This is a genomic window from Planotetraspora silvatica (genome assembly GCF_016863315.1).
Lineage (GTDB): Bacteria > Actinomycetota > Actinomycetes > Streptosporangiales > Streptosporangiaceae > Planotetraspora > Planotetraspora silvatica.
Window position 1 is genome coordinate 15,060 of the sequence record NZ_BOOQ01000014.1, and the last position, 21,308, is coordinate 36,367.

General features: G+C 71.5%; 20 protein-coding genes. 12 read left to right on the plus strand and 8 right to left on the minus strand.

The genetic code is table 11. The features are described 5' to 3' along the window. From Psi02_RS12255 to Psi02_RS12270, 4 genes are all read left to right on the plus strand, one after another. A complete protein-coding gene (locus Psi02_RS12255) occupies positions 1-1,737 on the plus strand; it encodes an acyclic terpene utilization AtuA family protein (RefSeq protein WP_203973601.1) in 1,737 nt (578 codons plus the stop codon). Positions 1,738-1,819: 82 nt separating this feature from the next. Beyond that, positions 1,820-2,026, plus strand: a complete 207-nt coding sequence (locus Psi02_RS12260) for a hypothetical protein (RefSeq protein WP_203951319.1) — start codon at positions 1,820-1,822, stop codon at positions 2,024-2,026. 89 nt (positions 2,027-2,115) lie between these two features. After that, positions 2,116-3,027, plus strand: coding sequence for a helix-turn-helix domain-containing protein (locus tag Psi02_RS12265; protein ID WP_203973602.1), 912 nt, complete (start codon positions 2,116-2,118; stop codon positions 3,025-3,027). Positions 3,028-3,097: 70 nt separating this feature from the next. Further along, positions 3,098-3,355: a hypothetical protein gene (locus Psi02_RS12270; protein ID WP_203973603.1), complete on the plus strand. Its 258-nt coding sequence runs from the start codon at positions 3,098-3,100 to the stop codon at positions 3,353-3,355. Positions 3,356-3,357: 2 nt separating this feature from the next. Here the strand turns inward: Psi02_RS12270 and Psi02_RS12275 are convergent, their stop codons facing one another. Beyond that, positions 3,358-5,304: a glycosyltransferase family 39 protein gene (locus tag Psi02_RS12275; protein WP_203973605.1), complete on the minus strand. Its 1,947-nt coding sequence runs from the start codon at positions 5,302-5,304 to the stop codon at positions 3,358-3,360. Between the two features lie 142 nt (positions 5,305-5,446). Then, a complete protein-coding gene (locus tag Psi02_RS12280; protein ID WP_203973607.1) occupies positions 5,447-6,967 on the minus strand; it encodes a phytoene desaturase family protein in 1,521 nt (506 codons plus the stop codon). A gap of 55 nt (positions 6,968-7,022) precedes the next feature. On the opposite strand from Psi02_RS12280, the gene Psi02_RS12285 reads away from it, so the two are divergent. The 3 genes from Psi02_RS12285 (at position 7,023) to Psi02_RS12295 (ending at position 10,808) form a co-directional block, all read left to right on the plus strand. Further along, a complete protein-coding gene (locus Psi02_RS12285; protein ID WP_239094829.1) occupies positions 7,023-7,928 on the plus strand; it encodes a pseudouridine-5'-phosphate glycosidase in 906 nt (301 codons plus the stop codon). Next, positions 7,928-8,866 carry a carbohydrate kinase family protein gene (locus Psi02_RS12290; RefSeq protein ID WP_203973611.1) on the plus strand — a complete coding sequence of 313 codons (939 nt, stop codon included), beginning with the start codon at positions 7,928-7,930 and terminating at the stop codon, positions 8,864-8,866. The genes Psi02_RS12285 and Psi02_RS12290 overlap by 1 nt, the downstream gene beginning before the upstream one ends. Before the next feature lie 106 nt (positions 8,867-8,972). After that, entirely contained in the window at positions 8,973-10,808 is a 1,836-nt protein-coding gene (locus Psi02_RS12295) for a hypothetical protein (protein ID WP_203973613.1), read from the plus strand. Here the strand turns inward: Psi02_RS12295 and Psi02_RS12300 are convergent. Beyond that, positions 10,798-11,241 (minus strand): GNAT family N-acetyltransferase, encoded by a 444-nt coding sequence (locus tag Psi02_RS12300; RefSeq protein WP_203951327.1) that lies wholly within the window; start codon positions 11,239-11,241, stop codon positions 10,798-10,800. The genes Psi02_RS12295 and Psi02_RS12300 overlap by 11 nt on opposite strands. A gap of 79 nt (positions 11,242-11,320) precedes the next feature. On the opposite strand from Psi02_RS12300, the gene Psi02_RS12305 reads away from it, so the two are divergent. Further along, complete coding sequence (locus Psi02_RS12305; RefSeq protein WP_203973615.1) at positions 11,321-12,370, plus strand: DNA alkylation repair protein; 1,050 nt, start codon at positions 11,321-11,323, stop codon at positions 12,368-12,370. Here the strand turns inward: Psi02_RS12305 and Psi02_RS12310 are convergent. After that, positions 12,367-12,936 carry a hypothetical protein gene (locus Psi02_RS12310; RefSeq protein WP_203973617.1) on the minus strand — a complete coding sequence of 190 codons (570 nt, stop codon included), beginning with the start codon at positions 12,934-12,936 and terminating at the stop codon, positions 12,367-12,369. The genes Psi02_RS12305 and Psi02_RS12310 overlap by 4 nt on opposite strands. A gap of 119 nt (positions 12,937-13,055) precedes the next feature. Between Psi02_RS12310 and Psi02_RS12315 the strand changes: the two genes are divergently transcribed. The 3 genes from Psi02_RS12315 to Psi02_RS12325 all read left to right on the plus strand — a co-directional run bounded on the left by Psi02_RS12315 (position 13,056) and on the right by Psi02_RS12325 (position 15,148). Continuing rightward, positions 13,056-13,871: an alpha/beta fold hydrolase gene (locus Psi02_RS12315; protein ID WP_239094830.1), complete on the plus strand. Its 816-nt coding sequence runs from the start codon at positions 13,056-13,058 to the stop codon at positions 13,869-13,871. 77 nt (positions 13,872-13,948) lie between these two features. Continuing rightward, entirely contained in the window at positions 13,949-14,560 is a 612-nt protein-coding gene (locus tag Psi02_RS12320; RefSeq protein ID WP_203973621.1) for a DUF3887 domain-containing protein, read from the plus strand. Between the two features lie 147 nt (positions 14,561-14,707). Beyond that, positions 14,708-15,148 (plus strand): ester cyclase, encoded by a 441-nt coding sequence (locus Psi02_RS12325; protein WP_239094831.1) that lies wholly within the window; start codon positions 14,708-14,710, stop codon positions 15,146-15,148. Here the strand turns inward: Psi02_RS12325 and Psi02_RS12330 are convergent. From Psi02_RS12330 to Psi02_RS12345, 4 genes are read right to left on the minus strand one after another with little or no spacing between them, the layout of a single operon-like run. Beyond that, positions 15,145-16,290: an acyl-CoA dehydrogenase family protein gene (locus Psi02_RS12330; RefSeq protein WP_203973625.1), complete on the minus strand. Its 1,146-nt coding sequence runs from the start codon at positions 16,288-16,290 to the stop codon at positions 15,145-15,147. The genes Psi02_RS12325 and Psi02_RS12330 overlap by 4 nt on opposite strands. Beyond that, the gene (locus tag Psi02_RS12335; protein WP_203973627.1) at positions 16,291-17,184 is read right to left on the minus strand and encodes a hydroxymethylglutaryl-CoA lyase; all 894 of its coding nucleotides are present in this window, start codon (positions 17,182-17,184) and stop codon (positions 16,291-16,293) included. Continuing rightward, on the minus strand, positions 17,175-19,094 hold the full coding sequence (locus Psi02_RS12340) for an acetyl/propionyl/methylcrotonyl-CoA carboxylase subunit alpha (RefSeq protein ID WP_203973673.1): 1,920 nt from the start codon (positions 19,092-19,094) through the stop codon (positions 17,175-17,177). Before Psi02_RS12340 ends, Psi02_RS12335 begins: the two co-directional genes overlap by 10 nt. A gap of 7 nt (positions 19,095-19,101) precedes the next feature. Next, positions 19,102-20,670 (minus strand): carboxyl transferase domain-containing protein, encoded by a 1,569-nt coding sequence (locus Psi02_RS12345; protein WP_203973675.1) that lies wholly within the window; start codon positions 20,668-20,670, stop codon positions 19,102-19,104. A gap of 54 nt (positions 20,671-20,724) precedes the next feature. On the opposite strand from Psi02_RS12345, the gene Psi02_RS12350 reads away from it, so the two are divergent. Continuing rightward, on the plus strand, positions 20,725-21,303 hold the full coding sequence (locus tag Psi02_RS12350; RefSeq protein WP_239094832.1) for an SACE_7040 family transcriptional regulator: 579 nt from the start codon (positions 20,725-20,727) through the stop codon (positions 21,301-21,303). Positions 21,304-21,308 lie beyond the last annotated feature (5 nt).

The window sequence follows — 21,308 nt, forward strand, 5'->3', positions numbered from 1 at the left end:
ATGACTCTGCGCATCGCCAACTGCAGCGGCTTCTACGGCGACCGCCTGTCGGCCGCGCGGGAGATGGTCGAGGGCGGCCCGATCGACGTGCTCACCGGCGACTGGCTGGCCGAGCTGACCATGATGATCCTCGCGGGCAACCGGCTCAAGGGGCGTCCCGGCTACGCCCGCACCTTCCTCACGCAGATGGAGCAGGTCCTCGGCACCTGCCTCGACCGGGGCATCAAGGTCGTCTCGAACGCGGGCGGCCTCGACCCGCGGGCCTGCGCCGAGGCCGTGTCCGAGCTGGCCGGGCGTCTGGGCCTGCGGGCGTCGGTCGCCCACGTGACCGGCGACGACCTCATGCCGCTGCGCGGGCCGGTCGTCGACGCCGACACCGGCGAGACCCTCGCGGCCGCACCGATCACCGCGAACGCCTACCTCGGCGGCCGGCCCATCGCGGTGGCGCTGGAGCACGGCGCCGACGTCGTGGTGACCGGGCGCGTCACCGACGCCGCCCTGGTGACGGGCCCCGGGATGTGGTGGCACGGCTGGGAGCCCGGCGACCTCGACGCGCTGGCGGGATCGGTGGTCGCGGGGCACATCATCGAGTGCGGCTGCCAGGCGACCGGCGGCAACTACGCGTTCTTCGGCGAGGTGCCCGATCTGGCGCACTGCGGGTTCCCGATCGCGGAGTTGCGGGCCGACGGGTCCTGCGTGATCACCAAGCATCCCGGCACGGGCGGCCTGGTGTCGGTGGGCACCGTCACGGCCCAGCTGCTCTACGAGATCGGCTCGCCGCGGTATCTCGGGCCGGACGCGACGGCCAGGTTCGACACGATCCGGCTGGAGCAGGAGGGCCCCGACCGCGTGCTCGTCTCCGGCGTGCGCGGGGAGGCCCCGCCCGCCACGCTGAAGGTCGCGGTCAACCACCTCGGCGGCTACCGCAACACGATGACGCTCGTGCTCACCGGGCTCGGCGTCGAGGACAAGGCGCGGGTCGCGCAGGAGGCCGTCTGGGCCCGCGTGCCCAGGGAGTCCTTCGACGAGGTCCACGTCGAGCTGACCCCGATGCTCCCGCCGGCCGGCGGCGCGGGCACCGCCCTGCTCCGCATCACGGTGATGGACGCCGACAAGGGGAAGGCAGGCCGGGCGTTCTCCTCGGCCGTGGTGGAGACCGGGCTGGCGGGGTATCCGGGTTTCTACGGCCTCACTCCCCCGGGCGACGCCTCGCCGTACGGCGTGTACACGCCGTCGTCCGTCGCCGCGGACGCCGTGCGGGCCGTGGTGACCGTGGACGGCACGCGGATCGAGGTCCCCCACGTGGCCGCGCCCGGGGACGAGGCGCCCGAGCCCGCGGGGCAGGAGGAGCCGGGCCGGGCCGGCGCGGGGGACGCGCCCGCCGGCGGCCCGGTGCGGCCGCTCGGGACGGTGGCCGGTGCCCGCTCCGGCGACAAGGGCGGCAACGCCAACCTGGGCGTCTGGGTCCGTACGGCCGAGCAGTACGCGTGGCTGAGCTCCTTCCTCACCGTGGACAGGCTCAGGGAGCTGCTGCCGGAGACCGGCGACCTGCCGATCGAGCGGTTCGCGCTGCCGAACCTGCTCGCGCTCAACTTCGTCGTGCGGGGTCTGCTGGGGCGCGGCGTCGCGGCCAGTCCCCTGCTCGACGCCCAAGCGAAGGCGCTGGGTGAACGGCTGAGAGCGGTTGCTGTACCCATTCCCCCATTTATCGACGCCCCCAAAAACGACATTTCCTGAAATATGGGAGCAGGAGCAACGGGGCTCGTCCTACCATTGCGCGCAATTGCTCTTCTTGGCGCTCACATGCGGGGGTACTGCCATGCGACTGCGGTTTCTCGGTTCCACCTCGGAGTCCGGGGCGTGTCCCTCGCTGTACGAGACCGACCGCGGCACGGTCGTCGTCCAGGGTCTCGAGCTGGTCGACCACGACGCCCGGGCCGACCTGCTCCACGTACTCGACGGGGAGACGGCCGTCGAGGTCCCGCGCGAGCTCCTGGTCGAGATCGCCAGGCGCGTGCTCGGCTGATCACGGCGCTGATCACCAATAGGGACTTCCCTATGGCTTGATCCTCCGGGCCGGGGCTACCTTTGAGCGCACCACGGCCGGAGGTGGGAGTGAGCGGTTTCCAGCAGGCCCGCGTCGACCTGGGGGTCCATCTGCGGCAATTGCGCGAGGCCGCCCACCTGTCGGGAAAGGATCTGGCCGAACGGCTGGGGTGGCAGCCGTCCAAGGTCTCCCGCATCGAGAACGCCCGGCAGACCGCCACGGAGGACGACGTGGTCGTCTGGGCTCAGGCAGTACAGGCCGGGCCCGAGACGTTCGACGGCCTGATCGAGCAGGCGGTCGGGCTGCAGGCCCACCAGGACACGTGGCGGCAGCGGCACAAGAGCGGGCTGGCCGCGCTCCAGGAGGACGTCAAGGACCTGGAGTCCCGCACCCGGCTGCTGCGCGCGTTCGAACCCGGCCTGGTGATCGGGCTTCTGCAGACCGCCGAGTACGCGAGGCACATCTTCAGCAAGGTCCGCCGCCTCTACGAGACGACCGACGACGTCGACGCCGCGATCCGGGTCAGGATGCAGCGGCAGGAGATCCTCTACGACCCGGGCCGCCGGTTCCGCTTCGTCATGCCGGAGTCGGCGCTGCGTTATCGTCTGGCGCCGCTCGACGTGATGCGCGGCCAGCTCGACCGGCTGCTCGCGGTCACGACCCTCCCGAACGTCGAGTTCGGGATCATCCCGTTCGAGGCGCCGTTGCCGTCGGCGCTCGTCAACTCGTTCTACATCTACAACGACTCCACGGTGGGAGTGGCGACGAGGACCAAGGATCTGTTGCTGCGCGACCCCGACGACGTGGCGTTCTACGCCCAGGCGTTCGAGGAGCTCTGCGAGGTGGCGTCGTTCCACGAGGCCGCCAGGGCCGTCATCGTCGGTGTCATCGACGAGGGCCTGGGGCAGCACCGCGAGCACGCCCGGGATCACGCCCGGGATCACAGCCGGGAGCGGATACGGGAACAATCACCGGGCTGATCGTGGCAATTGCTTGATGGCCGCTCCCGGAGCGTGCAATCCTGTCCCTCTGAACGGGAGGTGACGGGCGATGGTCGACACGGTTACCGGCATCGAGGAGTTCGCCGCCGCCGCTCGCCGGCACATCGACCTGTCGGTCCGGGTGATGGCCGGCACGCCTCCCCGGGTCGAGGTCCGCAACCGCTTCAGCGAGACGCTGCACGAGACGGTGACCTGCTCCGACGAGGGCGCCTTCGTCACCTCGTGGGCTTACCGGCTGGGGACGGTGGACGACGTTCCGGACGCCGCCGCCCGGCTGGCCTATCTCATGGCCGCCCTGCCCGCCTAGTCTCACCCGAGCCGGTAGAGCGTGCCGCCGGCCGGCCCGCCGTACTCCTGGGGGTTCACCGGGGTTCCGCTCCCCGTGACCCAGTCGGTGAGGTCGGCGCTCATGCCGGCCCCCCGGCCCCTTCCCGTGAGCCGCGGGCCGATCCTGTCGCCGACCAGGACGTATTTGAGCAGGCCCGCGGAGGCGTATTCCTTCAGCTTGTCGAGGGTCATCGCGGGATCGCGGCCGTTGAACCCTCCCATCGCGAGGACGGGCCTCCCCGTGGACAGGATGATCGACGAGGCGTTGCGCGCCTGGCCGACCGCCAGCAGCCAGGTGGCGTCGCCCTGGTTGCGCTCCAGATAGTCGATCATCTCGTCGGCGACGCTTCCGTTCCGCCTCGTCCAGGGGGTGAGAGCGCGCGACAGGACGCCCTCCTGCCGCGTGGCGCCCGGCCAGAACGCACGCCGGTTCGCCGGGCCGGCCGTCGGATCGCCTCCGCGCACCGAGACGGTCAGCGGAGTCAGGGCGTAGGAGGCCGGCCCGGCGAGACAGGCGAACAGTCCGGCGAGCGAGGTCGCCACGAGGAGCCGCCGCCTGCCGGGCCGTATGAGCAGGATCCGCCGCGCCACCATGACCAGGCCCACCACGGCGACCGCCGTCGCGGCCGCGACGGCCCAGGCCAGCCACGGCACGAAGTCGGGCGTACGGCGGAGCACCACGAACGACCAGCCGCCGGTGAGGGCCACCCCCGCGGGCAGCACCCATCTCCAGGCGGGCGACTCGCGCAGGGCCTGCCAGAGCAGGACGGCCCCGATGCCGGTCAGCGCCGAGACCGCCGGCGCCATCGCGGTCGTGTAGTAGGGGTGGAAGGTGCCGTGGGAGAAGCTGAAGACGACGAAGTGGACCACGAGCCAGCCGCCCCACAGGACCAGCGCCGCCTGGACGGGCGAGCGGTGGTAGGCCAGAAGGAGGCCCGCCACGAGGGCGAGGGCCGCGAACGGCAGCAGCCAGGAGATCTGCCCGGCCATGGACTCGTTGAAGAGCCGCCCGGCGCCGGACGTCCCGCCCCAGCCGCCCGCGGAGACGTCCGGTGCGCCCGGTGCGCCCGGGAACCAGCCGGTCTCGCCGCCGCGGCCCACGATCCGGCCGATGCCGTTGTATCCGATGACGAGGTCCCAGACGCTGTTGTCCGTGCTGCCCCCGATGTAGGGCCGGGAGGAGGCGGGCCACAGGTCGACCAGGACCATCCACCAGACGCTGGAGACCACCAGGACGGCCCCGGCCGTGAGCAGGTGCCGTACCCGCCGGGCCAGTCCGCCCGGGGCCACGTACAGGTACGCGAGGCAGAGCGCGGGCACCGCGAGGTAGGCCTGCAACATCTTGGCGTTGAACGCCAGTCCCGCGAAGGCGGCCGCCAGCAGGAGGGGCCGCAGGCGGCCCGTCCGCACCGCCTCCAGGCAGAACCACGCCGCCGTGACGAGCAGCAGCACGAGGATCGTGTCGGGGTTGTTGTCGCGCGTGATGGCCACGGTGATCGGCGTCAGCGTCATCACCAGAGCCGCGATCAGCGCAGCCACGCGGGCCTGGGCCCCGGTGAGCGAGCGCAGCACCGCCGAGTGGACCAGCGCGACCGAGACCACTCCGGCGACGGCCTGCGGCAGGAGCATGCTCCACGGGCCGAAGCCGAAGATCCGCGTGGACAGGCCCATCACCCACAGGGCGAGCGGCGGCTTGTCGACGGTGATGAACGACCCGGCGTCGAGCGCGCCGAAGAAGAACGCCTTCCAGCTCCGGGTCCCGGAGTAGACCGCAGCGGCGTAGTACTCGTTCGCGTAGCCGTTGCGGCCCAGCGCCCACGTGTAGAGCACCGCCGCGAGGGCGAGGACACCCCACAGGGCCGGCCGCGCCCAGCGTGTCGTCCCGGCCGTCCTGGTCGTCCCGGTCATCCCGGTCATGCGGGTCGTCATCGTGTTCCCCTCCCGATGGGCCTGCGGGTGGCCCAGCGGCAAGTGTCACGACGACCGGACCGCCGCGGCGGGAGGCGACGCCGTCAGCAGGAAGAGTCCTTACGGGGATATGGGGTGAGATTCAGTCGAGAACAGGCGGCAATCAGGTGAGAACGGCCATTGCCGCGTTGTGCCCGGGGATTCCACTCACGCCGCCGCCCCTGCGGGCTCCGGCGGCGCACAGCAGGACGCGTGGATGCTGGGTCTCGACGCCCCAGGGCCCCTCGTCGGCCGACTCGGCGAACGGCCAGGACAGGTCGCGGTGGAAGATGTGGCCTCCGGGGAGCCCGGCGTCCCGCTCCAGATCGGCGGGCGTCTTGGCCTCCAGGCACGGCTCGCCGGAAGGGGTGCGGAGCAGGCAGTCCTCGATCGGCTCCGCGAGCACGGAGTCGACGGACGCGATGGTCCGGCGCAACGCCTCGTGCCGCGCCCGCGGATCCTGGAAGAGCCGGGCGGGCATGTGCAGCCCGAACAGCGTCATCGTCTGCGCGCCCGACTCCCGCAGCGACTCCCCCAGGATCGACGGATCGGTGAGCGAGTGGCAGTAGACCTCGACGGGCGGCAGGTCGGGGATCCGGCCCGCGGCCGCCTGCGCGTAGGCGGCGGCGAGCTGGTCGCGGCTCTCGTTGATGTGGAAGGTACCGCTGAAGGCCTCCGCGGGGCCGACGGCGGGGTCCTTCAGGCGGGGCAGCCGCGACAGCACCATGTTGACCTTGAGCTGGGCGCCTTCCGGCGTCTGGACGTGCTCCCCGAGGAGCCGGGCGAGCACGGCGGGCGGCAGGGCGGCCAGCACACGGCCGCCTGTGACCACGTGCTCGGCTCCGTCGGTGAAGGTGACCTCGCCGGTGTCCGGGTCGATCGCCAGCACCTCGGCGCCGGTGCGGATCTCCGCGCCCTCGCGGACGGCGATCTCGGCGAGTGAGGTGGTGACCGCGCCCATCCCGCCGACGGGGACGTTCCAGTCGCCGGTCCCGTCCCCGATGACGTGGTAAAGGAAGCAGCGGTTGGCCAGCAGGTCGGCGTCGGGGTCGGCGAAGGTGCCGATGAGGGCGTCGGTGAGGACCACCCCGCGGACGGTGTCGTCGGCGAACCGCTCGTCGACGACCGCGCCGATCGGGCGCTCGAACAGGTCACGCCAGGCCTCGTCGTCGCCGACGATGCCGCGCAGCGCCGTACGGTCCCGGAGCGGCTCCAGGAGGGTGGGGGCGACGCGCCCGGCCACGTGGGCCGTCATCCGGTAGAAGCGCCGCCACGCCTCGAGGTCCTCGGTTCCGCCCGTGACCGCGGCGAAGGAGGCGGCCGTACGGCCGGCGTCGCCGTTGTCGACGAGGAGCCCGGTGTCGCCGACCGGGGTGTAGGAGGCGAAGCGCCGGTGGCGCAGCTCCACCCCGAGCCCGAGGTCCTTGACGATCTTCGTCGGCAGCAGGCTGACCAGGTAGGAGTAGCGCGACAACCGCGCGTCGACGCCGGGGAAGGCCCGCGCGGAGACGGCGAGGCCGCCGACGTGCCCGAGCCGTTCGAGGACGAGCACCCGCCGGCCGGCCCTGGCCAGGTAGGCGGCGGCGACCAGGCCGTTGTGCCCGGCGCCGGCGATGACGACGTCGTAGCGCGAGCTAGGCGACATGGCGGGCACAATATCCCGAAGCGGACATATTCCGCCAACCCCACACAGGAGAGTCATGCGCATAACCGATGAGGTCGCCGAGGCCATCGCCGAGGGCCGGCCTGTCGTGGCCCTGGAGTCCACCATCATCTCCCACGGGCTGCCCCAGCCCCGGAACCTGCAGGTCGCCGTCGAACTCGAGGAGACCGTCCGCGAGGCGGGAGCCGTACCGGCCACGATCGCGGTCCTCGACGGCGTCCCGCGGATCGGCCTCGACAAGGAGGGCCTGGAGCGGATCGCGACCGAGCCCGGCCTGCGCAAGCTCGGTTTCCGCGACCTCGCGCCGGCCGCCGCGCTGCGGCTCAGCGGTGCGACCACGGTGTCGGGGACGTCGTTCCTGGCGGCGCGTGCGGGCATCCGGGTCTTCGCCACCGGAGGTCTCGGCGGCGTCCACCGCGACTGGACCACCGTCCAGGACGAGTCGGCCGACCTCGACACGCTGAGCCGTACGCGGATCACGGTCGTCTGCGCCGGCGTGAAGTCGATCCTCGACGTTCCCGCCACGCTGCAGCGGCTGGAGACCCGGCAGGTCACCGTCGTCGGTTACCAGACCGAGGAGTTCCCCGGCTTCTACCTGCACACCTCGGGCGAACCGGTCGACTGGCGGATCGAGACGCCGGCGGACGCCGCCGGGATCATGCGGGCGCAGGACGCCCTCGGCGGCCCGGAGACGGCGCTGATCGTCGCCAACCCGGTGCCCGTCGCCGACCAGCTCGACCCGGCCCTGCACGACCGCGTGCTCGCCGAGGCGCTGGCCGCGGCCGACGCCCAGGGGGTCACCGGCCAGGCCATCACGCCGTTCCTGCTGGAGTACCTCGTGAACGGCACGGGCGGGGCGTCGCTGGAGGCCAACCTGGCCGCCGTCCGCGGCAACGCCGGCCTCGCGGGGCGGATCGCGGCCGCCTTCAGCCGGGAGGGCTAGTGGAGGGCCTGCTCGTGATCGGCGACGTCGTCACCGATGTCGTGGCGCTGCACGAGCGGCCGCTCGCCACCGGCACGGACACGGCCGCCGACATCGTGCTGCGCCCGGGCGGCTCGGGGGCGAACACCGCCTCCTGGGCCGCCGTCCTCGGGGCGGACACCCGCTTCCTGGGACGGGCCGGCTACGACACCGGCGACTGGCACATCGCCGAACTGGTCAAGGCGGGGGTCCGCCCGCACGTGCGGGTGGACCCCGACCGGCCGACCGCGATCGTGATCGCGATGGTCGACGCGACCGGTGAGCGGTCGATGCTCACCAACCGGGGCGCGGGCGGCCACATCTCCGTGGCCGACTGGGCGACCTCGTTGCTCGACGGCGTACGGCACCTGCACGTCTCGGGGTACACGCTGTTCGCCGAACCCGGCCTGGAGCTCGCGCGGCTCGCGATGCGCGAGGCGGCGCAGCGCGGTGTCACCGTGAGCGTGGATCCGGCGTCGACGGGTCCTCTGCGCGCCTTCGGCGTCGAGCGCTTCCTCAGCGAGACCTCACCCGCGGGGATCGTCATCCCCAACCTGGAGGAGGCACTCGTGCTCACCGGGCAGTCCGTCCCGGAGGCCGCGGCGGAGATCCTCAGCGCCCGGTACGGCACGGCGGTCGTGAAGCTGGGCTCCGGAGGCGCGCTTCTCGGGGTGGGCGGCCGGGTGGTCGACAGGGCGCCCGCGGCCGCCGCCGATCTCGTGGACTCGACCGGTGCGGGAGACGCCTTCGCGGCCGGGTTCCTGGCCGCGCTGCTCGCCGGAATCTCTCCGGCCGAGGCTCTGAAAAAAGGTTGTGAGGCGGGTGCGGCGGCGGTCTCCGAGGTGGGAGGCCGACCAGGCGCTGGGAACTTTACCCGATTGACACCAATTGCTCGCTTCCAGCGTAAGCTGCCTCAGTAGCAACACGCGTCACTCTCGGGAGGGTGCGGTCTAACAGATGGACGCCGAGTCAACGATCTGCCTGAGCGATATGGTTCCCGCCTTGCGCTGGAGCCGTCCTCAGCAGGTGGCCGAAATTCTGGCCGATCCTCGCCTGCCTGGCGGCTGGTGGGCCTCCGTCGCGTTGAAGCGCGCTCTGGAGGCGACCGGTGTTGACTGGCTGTGCGAGCGGCTCGCCCGGCTGGCCGTGAGCCGCTGGGATCATCTGACCCTCACCGATCTGCTTCCGGCTCTCCAGGTCCATCCGGTGGACCTGGCCCTGCCGGGCTGGCCGGAGCCGGTTCAGGCCGCCGTCAAGGGTGCGGGCGGCTGGTTCCGCCTGCGCAGGCTGACCCCGCACGACCTCCAGTCGCCGTCGGCGCCGGCGGCGCCGGAGGCCGTGCTGGCGACGCTCTTCCGCGAGATCTTCAGCCATCCGCTGATCCACCCGGCGCCCGAGGCGGCGGTGCAGGCGGCTGTCCGGCCCTCCCTGCAGACCCCGGCTCAGGTCCCGGTTCAAACCCCCGCGCAGGCGCCTTCGCAGCAGCGGCGGCCGGAACCCAACGGATCCCTGGTGCCGGGCCCGCGTGCTCCGCTGGCCCCGGCCCAGCAGGCACCGATTCAGCAAGCGGTCCAGCAACCACCGATTCAGCAGGCACCGGTCCAGCAGCCGCTCGCTCCGCAAGCACTCACTCAGCAGGCATCGGTTCAGCAGGCGCCGGTCCAGCAACCACCGGCCCAGCAAGCGGTCCAGCAGGCACCGGCCCCGGCGCCCTCTGCCCAGGCACAGCCGGTTCCCGCTCCCCCCGCACCGGTCGAGGCGCCCGCCCCCACGGCGGCGCTGTTGAGCCCGCCGCCCCTGCCCCCGTCGCTGGCGAGCGAGCACCCGATGGTGGGGGTCGTCGACGGGCTGTTCCGCGAGTGGGACCCGCTGGCCCGGGCCGTCGCGGTCCAGCGGCTGTTCGCGGCCGAGCCCGTCAGCCTCCGCACGCTCGCGCACGAGCTCAACGTCGACCGCGAGACGTTGTCGCAGGCCCAGCGCGCCGCCGAGGAGCGGGTGCTGCACTGGCTGCGCTCCCCCGACTCGACGGCGCTGACCGGCCATCTGTTCGGGCTGACCGAGTGGCTGGGCGCGGCCGCCACGCAGGACCAACTGATCGCCGCCGACCCCTCCCACCCGATCGAGGTGCCCGCGTTGGGCACGCCGCTCTGGCGGGTCCTGGTCACGCTCATGCCCGACCGCCGTCTCCAGGACGGATGGCTGGTGGTGGGCGACCTCGCCGGCCTGCGTGACAAGTCGCGGCAGATCCTGGCGGGCAGCCCCCCGGACGCCGACGTCGTCCAGGTGCTGGGCCAGCTCGGCATCCGGGCCCATTCGGCCAGGGCGTGGCTGGACTCGATTCCCCCGGCCTCCGACCCGCGCGCGTTCGCACCGCCCGCGCCGATGGAGCAGCCTCAGCCGCTACCCCGCCGTACACCGGGCGCGAACGGCCACCAGCTTCAGCGTGGCGGGGTTCCCATCCCGTCACAGGCGAACAACGGACCGGACGCGGCCACCGCTCTGGCGGCGCTCAACGCGCTGACGGCCCAGCCTCCGCGGCCGCACCTCGTCCCCGGGCCGCGCGCCACCCCGAGCCCGGCCTCGGACCCGCGCCGCTGGCAGCGCATCGACGTGACGAGCGGCCATCTCCGGGGCGAGCCGGTGGCCGTTCCCGAGGGGTACGCCACCCAGCTGGGGATGCGGCCGGGCACCCTGCTGTCGGTCACCGGACCTGGGGACAACGCCGTCGTCCTGGTCTGGCGGGACAGGCAGCCGATGTTCGACTCGCTCCAGCCGGTGCTGATGCGGCTCAACGCGCGGCCGGGCGACGCGGTCTACGTCACCGTGGACGGCTACCGCCTGGACGCCCAGCTCACTTCGTGACCGTCAGCATCTTCCGGTAGTAGGTCGCCGACACCTCGAACCCGAGCGCGCCGTAGAACTCCGCGGCGCGCCGGGTCGCGAGGGCGACGTATCCGGCGTCGCGGGAGCGGGCCCAGGTCTCGAACTCCTCCAGCAGCATGCGGCCGATGCCGTGCCGCCGGTAGGCGCTCTCTAGCATCGCCTCCTCGACCCAGGCGACCCTTCCGTTGGCGAAGAGCGTCAGATGGGTGAACCCCAGCAGGTAGCCCCGTACCGTCCCTTCGACGGTGGCCACGAGCAGCAGGGCGTCCTCGTTCTCCAGCAGTTGCGGGAACGCGTCGTCGAACGCCTGCCGCTCCGGCCGGAAGGTCAGCGCGAACTCACGGGCGAGCGCGAATATCTGGTCGGCATCGGTCTTCTCGGCCTGCCGAAGCTTGAGATCACCAGATGTCATGAAAAGGACTCTAAGCCACGGGCGGAAAATGTCGGCACCGCCTGGCAGCCTGTCGGCTGTGGCCGAACCATTGAAGGAAATGATCAACGTTGGGTCCGTGCGCCGGCTCGCCGACGGGGTGGCGGCGGCGTGGGCGCCGTTCCGGGGCGACGACTTCGTGTCCGCCGCCACGACCGGTCTCGGCGGACTGGAGTTGAAGGACCGCGTCCGGCACGTCGCGCAGGCACTGGACGGCGCCCTTCCGCTGCCGTTTCCCGAGGCGGCCGCCGCGCTCCGGGAGGCGACGGCACGCGTCCGGCTGGACATGTGGAGCGGCTGGCCGGCGACCGACTACGTCGGCACGCGCGGCCTCGACCACCTGGACGAGGCGATGACCACTCTGGCGGCCCTCACCCCGTACGCCACCGGCGAGTTCGCGGTCCGCCCCTTCCTCGACCGCCACCGGGACGACGCCCTGAAGATCTTGTACGGCTGGGCCGGGTCGGCGGACGAGCACCTGCGGCGACTCGCCTCGGAGGGGTCACGCCCGCGGCTGCCGTGGGGGTCACGGGTCCGCTGGCTGATGTCGCCGGGGCCCACCCTGCCCATCCTCGACCTGCTCCGCGACGATCCGAGCGAATACGTCCGGCGCTCGGTGGCCAACCACGTCAACGATCTCGCGAAGGATCACCCCGAGGTGGCGATCGACCTGCTGGGCCGCTGGCGGGCCGAGGGGGGCTCCCATGTCGAGCGGGTCGTCCGTCATGCCGTGCGCGGCCTGATCCGCTCCGGGCATCCGGAGGCGCTGTCGCTGATGGGCGCCGTCCCCGGCAGCGGGGCGGTCGAGTCGCTGGCCCTCGACGGCACCGAGGTGGCGGTGGGCGAGCGACTGCCGTTCACGGTCACGGTCCGCGCCGACTCCCCCGGCCCCGTGGTGCTCAAGTACGCCGTGCGCCGAGACGGTTCACGGAGGATCTTCCACCTCGGCGAGCGCGTCGCCACCGCTTCGGGGCAGCGCTTCACGGTGACCAGATCCCATTCGTTCCGGCCGGTCACGACCAGGACCGAGCCTCCCGGTCCCCGCGTGCTCGAGATCGTCGTCAACGGCGCCGTCCGGGCGAGCGCCGGCTTCACCCTCGTCGAGGGCTAGTCGAAGTCGGTGCAGGTCGCGTACCAGTCGCCCATCAGGTGGTCGGCGGTGGAGACCGGGAGGTCCTTCACCCGGCCGCCCGGCGCGTAGGCGAACCCGCACTGCGTCAGCATCCCGCCCGCGCCGTCCACGGCGAAGATCACAGCGCTCCCGGACCGCTGGACGCCACTGATGGGAAGCACTCCGGCGAACCTGTCCACGGAAATGTAATCCTCGTTCGGAAGCGACTCGGCGTATTCGAGCAGTGCCGGTTCGGAGATGAGCAAGGCGGCGCGCGCCGGAACACCGATGATCACGAGGGCGGCGGTCAGGGCGCCGATGACGGGCGGCCAGGCGTTCAATCTGGCGGCCCGGGTGGCGGGTCCGACGAGCAGAATCAGCCACCACACTCCCGCGAACAACCAGGCCCCGAAAGCGGCCAGAACGCCGAGAAGATAACCATCCGGAGGGACGAAGGCGAGCAGCGTCAGCACCGCCGCGAATGTCGCCGGGCCGGTGAACCACAACCACCGCCGTCGCACGGCTCCCGGGTCCGGCCGGGTCTCAGGCACCTCATTGATCGTCACGGGCCGACCTTAGATCATCCGGAAACCCCCACGAGGATGAATTCGTCTAGCAGGCAAACGACCCATAACGGTCCCATCTGAAACACTCGTCCTGCGAGATGACATCGAAGGAGGCCGGGATGCGCATCGACCTTGACGGCATCGGCATCAATGTGACCGACACCGGGCAGGGCCCGGCGGTCCTGCTACTACACGGCTGGCCTGACACCCATGACCTGTGGCGTCACCAGGTGGCCGCCCTCACGGCGGCCGGATACCGGACGATCGTCCCGGACCTTCGCGGGCTCGGCGACTCCGACAAGCCCGGCAGCGTCGAGGACTACCGGATGATGCGGCTGGTCGGCGACCAGGCGGCGCTACTGGATCATCTTCAGGTGCCGAAGGTTCACCTCGTCGCCCACGACTGGGGTGCGGCGATCGCGTGGGCCATGGCCGCGCTGATGCCCGAGCGCGTCGCCAGCCTCACCTGCATGTCGGTCGGCCATCCCACGGCGTTCGCCGCAGCGGGCTTGGCCCAGCGGCAGAAGTCCTGGTACATGCTGCTGTTCCAGTTCCCCGGGATCGCCGAGCGCTGGCTCTCCCAGGACGATTTCCGCAACCTCCGCGAGTGGGCGCACCACCCTGACCACGAGGCGGTGGTGGCCCGGCTGCGCGTTCCCGAGGCGTTGACTGCGAGCCTCGGCCTGTACCGCGCGAACGTGCCCCCGGAATCGCTGGTCGCCCCGCCCCCCGAACTGCCGCCGATCCAGGCTCCCACCATGGGTGTGTGGGGCACCGAGGACCTCGCGCTCGTCGAGGACGGCATGACCGGCTCGGCGGCGTTCGTGGCCGGCCCGTGGCGCTATGAGCGGGTCGAAGGAGCCGGGCACTGGCTGCAACTGGACGCGCCCGACCGGGTCAACCGCCTCCTGCTCGACTTCCTGAACGGACAATGATCGGCGTGGGGAACAGCGCCTAGAGCGTGTAAATCAAATCTTGACGCCCGCTCGACGTAAAGGCTACGTTTACACGTATGGACGAGCGGCTCGGTGAACTCGCCGAACAGGTGGCGCGAAGCGCCCGGCATCTGGCCGAGGTGGCGAAGCAAGAGTCGGGGGCACCCGGCGAGCTGGCCACCGTAAGGCTGGCGCAGCAGCTGGACGCGCTGTCGGGTGTGACGTTGCGGGTCTGCGTGGAGCGGGCCCGGGCAGCGGGCCACACCTGGCAGGAGCTCGGCGATCTCCTCGGAGTCAGCCGGCAGGCCGCGTTCCAGCGTTTCGGTAAACCCATCGACCCCCGAACGGGAGCACCCATGAGCAACACTGCACAGACCGACGCGGCCGGCCGCGCCACCGCCCTGCTCGCCGACTGGACCGAAGGCCGGTACGAGCAGGTCGTCGCGGACTTCGACGCCACGATGAGCGCGGCCCTGTCCGCCACGGAGCTGGCGGCCGCCTGGGCACAGGTCGTCGGCACGGTCGGGACCCTGGAAAGGACCGACGAGCCGCTGGTCCGCGCCCAGGGCGACCTGACCGTGGTGGACATCCCGCTGGAGTTCGAGGCCGGTGAGATGAAGGCCCGTGTCACCTTCAACGCGGACCGGACCGTCGGCGGCCTGTTCATCCTCAATCCCGACGTCCCCTGATCTACCTCGTTGGCGCCGGCATGGGCCGGCCGTGAAACCGCGAGTCGTTCCGTGGCGCACATACGACGCCGTCGTGATCAGCGGCCGATCGCTTGCCGGGTAAACATGAGGAAAGGTCCATATTCCGACCATGGAAGGGCCGTGGTCATGACACTTCCCTGGAACGTCAAACGCCGGTTCACCGAAGCGATCAACACGCACGACGTGCAGCGAGTGGTCGAGTTCTTCAGCCCGGACGCCGTCTTCGTCTCGCCGTCAGGCGTGGCGGAGGGACGCGAGCAGATCGCCTGGGTCTACGAGCAGTTCTTCAAGGGCTTCCCGGACTTTCGCCTGATCCCCTGGTATGAGGTCTTCGACTGCGATGAGCCCATGGTCGCGGAATGGACGGTCACCGGCACCCACACGGGCCCCTTCCTTCTCCCCGACGGGCGCGTGATCGAAGCAACCGGCCGGCGCATCACCATCCGTGGTTCATGCGCCTCCTTCATCGAGAACGGCAAGATCACCACACACCGGGAGTACTTCGATCAGCTGGAGCTGTACACCCAGCTCGGCTTGTGCCTGACGGAGCCCAGCACCGTCTCCTAGGCACCCAGTCCGAGTTCGCGGGCGATGAGCATGCGCTGGACCTCGCTGGTGCCCTCGCCGATCTCGAGGATCTTGGCGTCACGGTAGAAGCGCCCGACCGGGAACTCGTTCATGAAGCCGTAGCCGCCGAAGATCTGGGTGGCGTCCCGCGCGTTGTCCATCGCCGCGTTCGACGAGACGAGCTTGGCGATCGCGGCCTCCTTCTTGAACGGCAGGCCGGCCAGCATCCGCTCGGCAGCGTGGTAGTAGGCGAGCCTGGCCGTGTGGACCCGCGCCTCCATGTCGGCGATCTTGAACTGGATGGCCTGGTAGCGGCCGATCGCGTTGCCGAAGGCCGTGCGTTCTCCGACGTACCTGACCGATTCGTCCACGCAGCCCTGCGCGAGGCCCACGGAGAGGGCGGCGATGGCGACGCGCCCCTCGTCCAGGGTCTGCAGGAACTGGGCGTACCCCCGGCCGCGCTCGCCGAGCAGGTTCTCCTCGGGCACCCGGCAGCCCGAGAAGGACAGCTCGCGGGTGTCGGAGGCGGACCAGCCGACCTTGGAGTACTTCTTGGACACCGTGAAGCCCGGCGTGCCGGAGGGCACGAGGATGGTCGAGATCTCCGGCTTGGCACCGTTCCTGCCGGTGATCGCGGCCACGCCCACCACTCCGGTGATGTCCGTCCCCGAGTTGGTGATGAACGCCTTGGTCCCGTCGATCACCCATTCGCCCCCGTCGAGCACGGCGGTGGTCCGCATGCCCCCGGGGACGTCCGTTCCGCCGCCGGGCTCGGTCAGGCCGAAGGCCCCGAGCATCTCCCCCGAGGCCAGTTTGGGGAGCCAGTGTTCCTTCTGCTCGGCCGTACCGAACCGGAGAATCGGCATCGCGCCGAGCGAGACCGCCGCCTCCAGCGTGATCGCCACGGAGGAGTCGACCCTGGCGAGCTCCTCGAGCGCCAGGCAGAGGGCGAAGTAGTCGCCGCCCATGCCGCCGTACTCCTCGGGGACGGGCAGGCCGAACAGTCCCATCGCGCCCATCTTGCGGACGATGTCGTAGGGGAACTCGCACCGCTCGTAGTAGTCCCCGATGACGGGGGCGACCACCTCCCGGGCGAAGGCCTCGACCGTCTTGCGCAGCTCGATGTACTCGTCGCCCAGCATCTAGATCTCCTTCGCGAGCGCCTGGACGACCCGGGACGGGCTCGGACGGCCGAGCTTCCCGGCGAGCCACAGGCTGGTTGCGGTCAGTGAACGGAGGTCGACCCCGGTCTCGATGCCGAGACCGTCGAGCATCCAGACCAGGTCCTCGGTCGCGAGGTTGCCGGTGGCGCTCTTGGCGTACGGGCAGCCGCCGATGCCGCCCGTCGAGGCGTCCACCGTGGTCACCCCCATGCGCAGCGCGGTGAGCGTGTTGGCCAGGGCCTGGCCGTAGGTGTCGTGGAAGTGGACCGCGAGCCGTTCGGGGCCGACGCCCTCGGCGCCGAACGCCTCCAGCAGCGCGGTGACGTGGGCGGGCGTGCCGACGCCGATCGTGTCGCCGAGTGACAGCTCATAACAGCCGAGGTCGAGCAGCCTCCGCCCCACCCGGACCACCTGAGCGGGCGCGACCTGGCCCTCCCACGGGTCGGCGAAACACATGGAGACGTACGCCCTGACGCGCAGGCCGTGTTCCAACGCCCGCGCGACCACCGGCTCGAACATCTCGAACTGGGAGTCCAGGGATCTGTTGAGGTTGCGCCGCGCGAAGGTCTCCGTCGCGCTGCCGAAGATCGCGATCTCGGTGACCCCGTGTTCCAGCGCCCGGTCCAGGCCCCGTTCGTTGGGCACCAGCACCGGGTAGCGCACGCCGGGGACGCGGCGCAGCCCGTCCAGGAGCTCGGCCGCGTCGGCCAGCTGCGGAACCCACGTGGGGTGGACGAAGCTGGTGGCCTCGATCGTGGTCAGGCCGGCGTCGGCCAGCCGGCCGATGAACTCCCGCTTCACCTCGACCGGTACGACGACGTCCTCGTTCTGGAGGCCGTCCCTGGGCCCGACCTCGTAGATCGTCACTCGCATGCCGTCACCCTCGCCAGCACGGCGTCGAGCTCGACGGTCTGACCCGGCCGGGCGCGCAGCTCGGCGAGCACTCCGTCGAGTGGCGCGGTCACGGTGTGTTCCATCTTCATCGCCTCCACGATGAGCAGCGCCTGGCCCGCGGTCACCGGGTCGCCTTCGGCCGCCTTCACCACCAGCACGGTTCCGGGCATTGGACTGCGGACCACGCCGTCCGCGGCGTGGGCGCCACCGGGCCGGTCGCCCGGGTCGCCGGGCTGGTGCCGGGCGAACGGCCAGGCCCGGCCGTCCCTCCCGAGCCAGACGGTGTCGCGGTCGTCCGCGGTCACGTAGCGCCGGGTGGTGCCGGCCACGGTCACGGCCGCCTCCCCGGCCCCCAGCTCGATCCTGCCGCGCCCAAGTGAACGACCATTAACTTCGATCTCCGCGTCGTCCGCCGGCCCGCGCACCCTCGCGTACCGGTGGTCGGTCCAGGCGCGCTCCCCCAGCCGCCAGCCGTCCGCCACGTCCCACGGATCGCCCGTGGGGTCGCCGGCGGCGCGCGAGTGGAAGACGAGCGCGGCCGCCGCCAGTACCTCGTCGGGCACCGGACCTCCGGCGAGGTCGCCGAGGTGCCGCTCGACGAGGCCCGTGTCCAGGCGTCCCGCCACCACGTCGGGATGGGTCAGCAGGGCCCGCAGGAAGGCGATGTTGGTGGTCACGCCGAGGATCGCGGTCGATGCCAAGGCCCGGTCCAGCGTCCTCAGGGCGTCCTTCCTGCCGGGGGCCCACGCCACGATCTTCGACAACATCGGGTCGTAGTCGCTGCCCACGGCCATCCCCTCGGCCAGCCCGGAGTCGACCCTGACGTCCGTGGGCTCGCGCAGGGCGAGCACGCGGCCTCCCGTGGGCAGGAAGTCGCGCGAGGGGTCCTCGGCGTAGACCCGCGCCTCGACGGCGTGGCCCTCCAGGCGGACGGCGTCCTGGCCGAACGGCAACGGCTCCCCCGCGGCGATCCTGAGCTGGAGTTCGACGAGGTCGAGGCCGGTCACCATCTCGGTCACCGGATGCTCGACCTGCAGCCGGGTGTTCATCTCCATGAAGAAGAACTCGAACGGCCCGGACCGTCCGGGGACGATGAACTCCACCGTGCCCGCTCCGACGTAACCGACCGACCTGGCGGCCTCGACCGCGGCGGCGCCCATCCGCTCCCGCGTCTCGGCGTCGAGCAGGGGGGACGGCGCCTCCTCGATGATCTTCTGATGGCGCCGCTGCAGGCTGCACTCGCGCTCGCCCAAGTGGACGGCGTGGCCGTGGGCGTCGGCCATGACCTGGATCTCGATGTGCCGGGGGGTCTCCACGTATCGCTCGACGAGCAGCGTGCCGTCCCCGAACGCGGCTGTCGCCGTACGCCGGGCGGATTCGACCGCGTCCGGAAGATCGGCCGCGGCCCTGACCAGCAGCATGCCCTTGCCCCCGCCACCCGCGGAGGGCTTGATCAGCGCGGGGAAGCGGTCCCACTCGAGAAGATCGTCGTCCGGCTCCGCGGCACCGGGCACCACCGGCACCCCGGCCCGCGAGACGGTCGCCTTGGCCTTGATCTTGTCGCCCATGGCCTCGATCGCGGCGGGCGGCGGGCCGACGAACACCAGGCCCGCCTCGGCGCACCGCCGCGCGAAGTCCGCGTTCTCGGCGAGGAACCCGTAACCGGGGTGCACCGCCTGCGCCCCCGTCGCGAGGGCGGCCTCGATGATCCCGTCCGCGTCGAGGTAACCCCGCGGGAGCCGTACGGCGAGGTCGGCCGCCCGGACGTGGGGGGCGTCGCGGTCGGCGTCGCCGTACACGGCGACGGAGCGGACGGCCATGGCCCGCAACGTCCGGATGATCCGGACGGCGATCTCGCCGCGGTTGGCGATCAGCACGCTGTCGAACATCATGCGCTCACATCCGGAAGACGCCGTAGCCGACGGGGTCGAGCGGCGCGTTGGCGGCGGCGCCGAGCGCCAGGCCGAGGACGGTCCGGGTGTCCGCGGGGTCGATCACACCGTCGTCCCAGATCCTGGCCGTCGAGTAATAAGGGTTGCCCTGGTGCTCGTACTGCGCGCGGATCTCGTCCGCGTCGGCGTTCCCCACCGTGGACAGGACGGTGGCCGCCTGCTCGCCGCCCATGACGGAGATCCGGGCGTTCGGCCACATCCACAGGAACCTCGGCGAGTACGCCCGGCCCGCCATCGCGTAGTTGCCCGCGCCGAACGAGCCGCCGATGATCACGGTGAACTTCGGGACCCGCGCGCAGGCCACGGCGGTGACCATCTTCGCGCCGTGCTTGGCGATCCCCCCGGCCTCGTAGGCCCTGCCGACCATGAACCCGCTGATGTTCTGCAGGAAGACGAGCGGGATGCTGCGCCGGTCGCACAACTCGATGAAGTGCGCGCCCTTCAGCGCGGACTCGCTGAACAGGATGCCGTTGTTGGCGACGATCCCCACCGGGTGGCCGTGGATCCGGGCGAAGCCGGTGACCAGGGTGGGACCGTACTCGGCCTTGAACTCCAGGAAGCGGCTGCCGTCGACGACGCGGGCGATGACGTCCCGCACGTCGTAGGGCGTCCGGGTGTCCTGCGGGACGATCCCGTACAGCTCACGCGGATCGTGGGCCGGAGGCTCCCCGGGGGCGACCTCCCACGGCGGGGCCGAACGCGGGCCGAGCGTGGCGACGATGTCCCTGACGATCTTCAGGGCGTGGGGATCGTCCTCGGCGAGGTGGTCGGTGACGCCGCTGACGCGCGCGTGGACGTCGCCGCCGCCCAGTTCCTCGGCGGTGACGGTCTCGCCCGTGGCGGCCTTCACCAGCGGCGGGCCGCCGAGGAAGATCGTGCCCTGGCCGCGGACGATCACGGCCTCGTCGCTCATCGCGGGCACGTAGGCGCCTCCCGCCGTGCACGACCCGAGGACCGCGGCGATCTGCGGAATACCCCGCGCCGACATCGTGGCCTGGTTGTAGAAGATCCGCCCGAAATGCTCCCGATCGGGGAAGACCTCGTCCTGCCTGGGGAGGAACGCCCCGCCCGAGTCGACCAGGTAGACGCAGGGCAGGTTGTTGTGCAGGGCCACCTCCTGCGCGCGGAGGTGCTTCTTGACGGTGACCGGGTAGTACGTCCCGCCCTTGACGGTGGCGTCGTTGGCCACGACCACGCACTCACGGCCGGAGATCCGCCCGATTCCCGTGATGATCCCCGCGGCGGGCGCCTGGTCGTCGTAGAGGCCGGTGGCGGCGAGCGGGGACAACTCCAGGAACCGCGCGCCCGGGTCGAGCAGCGTGTCCACCCGGTCCCTCGGCAGCAGCTTGCCCCGCTGGACATGCCGCTCGCGGGACCGCTCGGGACCGCCCAGGGCGGCCGCCGCCAGCCGGTCGCGCAGATCGGCGACGAGGCCCTCGTTCGCCTCCGCGTTCCGCTTGTACGGCTCGGCGCCCGGGTCGCACGTGCTCTCCAGCACCGGCCAGGCACTCATGCTCATGCTCGGATGTTAGTCATCATTAACTGGCTTCGTCTACCATGGGGTGTCGTGACCACCGCACGAATCCCTACCCGCAATCGGCGTGCCGAGATCCTCGGCGCGGCGGCCGCCCTGTTCGCGGCGCGGGGCTTCCACGGGGTGTCCATCGAGGACATCGGCTCGGCCGTGGGGATCTCCGGACCGGCGCTCTACCGCCATTTCAGCGGCAAGGACGCGCTGCTCCGTGAGATGTTGCTCGACATCAGCGAGCGGCTGCACGAACAGGGCGCCCGGCTCGCGACCGCGCCCCCGACGGCGGAGGCCGCGCTCGACGCGCTGCTGGGCGGCCACATCGAGTTCGCGCTCGGCAATCCCGAGCTCATCCGGGTCCACGAGCGGGAGCTCGACAACGTGCCGGAACCGGCCCGCCGGGCGATCCGGCGACTCCAGCGGCTCTACGTCGAGGAGTGGGTGACGGTCCTCAGCGAGCTGCACCCCTCCTGCGAGCCGGCCCGCCTGCGCGCCGCCACCCACGCGGTCTTCGGCCTGCTCAACTCGACACCCCGGAGCGCCGGAGAGCTCCCGCCCGAGGCGATGGCCGCCGTCCTGCACGAGATGGCGCGCGCCGCCTTCGCCGCCCTGCCCTGAACGGG

Bases quoted from the DNA above. Each gene is read 5' to 3' on its own strand.
- Psi02_RS12255 (WP_203973601.1), top strand. From the start codon at position 1: ATGACTCTGCGCATCGCCAACTGCAGCGGCTTCTACGGCGACCGCCTG.
- Psi02_RS12260 (WP_203951319.1), top strand. From the start codon at position 1,820: ATGCGACTGCGGTTTCTCGGTTCCACCTCGGAGTCCGGGGCGTGTCCC.
- Psi02_RS12270 (WP_203973603.1), top strand. From the start codon at position 3,098: ATGGTCGACACGGTTACCGGCATCGAGGAGTTCGCCGCCGCCGCTCGC.
- Psi02_RS12275 (WP_203973605.1), bottom strand. From the start codon at position 5,304: ATGACGACCCGCATGACCGGGATGACCGGGACGACCAGGACGGCCGGG.
- Psi02_RS12280 (WP_203973607.1), bottom strand. From the start codon at position 6,967: ATGTCGCCTAGCTCGCGCTACGACGTCGTCATCGCCGGCGCCGGGCAC.
- Psi02_RS12285 (WP_239094829.1), top strand. From the start codon at position 7,023: ATGCGCATAACCGATGAGGTCGCCGAGGCCATCGCCGAGGGCCGGCCT.
- Psi02_RS12300 (WP_203951327.1), bottom strand. From the start codon at position 11,241: ATGACATCTGGTGATCTCAAGCTTCGGCAGGCCGAGAAGACCGATGCC.
- Psi02_RS12305 (WP_203973615.1), top strand. From the start codon at position 11,321: ATGATCAACGTTGGGTCCGTGCGCCGGCTCGCCGACGGGGTGGCGGCG.
- Psi02_RS12315 (WP_239094830.1), top strand. From the start codon at position 13,056: ATGCGCATCGACCTTGACGGCATCGGCATCAATGTGACCGACACCGGG.
- Psi02_RS12320 (WP_203973621.1), top strand. From the start codon at position 13,949: ATGGACGAGCGGCTCGGTGAACTCGCCGAACAGGTGGCGCGAAGCGCC.
- Psi02_RS12325 (WP_239094831.1), top strand. From the start codon at position 14,708: ATGACACTTCCCTGGAACGTCAAACGCCGGTTCACCGAAGCGATCAAC.
- Psi02_RS12330 (WP_203973625.1), bottom strand. From the start codon at position 16,290: ATGCTGGGCGACGAGTACATCGAGCTGCGCAAGACGGTCGAGGCCTTC.
- Psi02_RS12335 (WP_203973627.1), bottom strand. From the start codon at position 17,184: ATGCGAGTGACGATCTACGAGGTCGGGCCCAGGGACGGCCTCCAGAAC.
- Psi02_RS12340 (WP_203973673.1), bottom strand. From the start codon at position 19,094: ATGTTCGACAGCGTGCTGATCGCCAACCGCGGCGAGATCGCCGTCCGG.
- Psi02_RS12345 (WP_203973675.1), bottom strand. From the start codon at position 20,670: ATGAGTGCCTGGCCGGTGCTGGAGAGCACGTGCGACCCGGGCGCCGAG.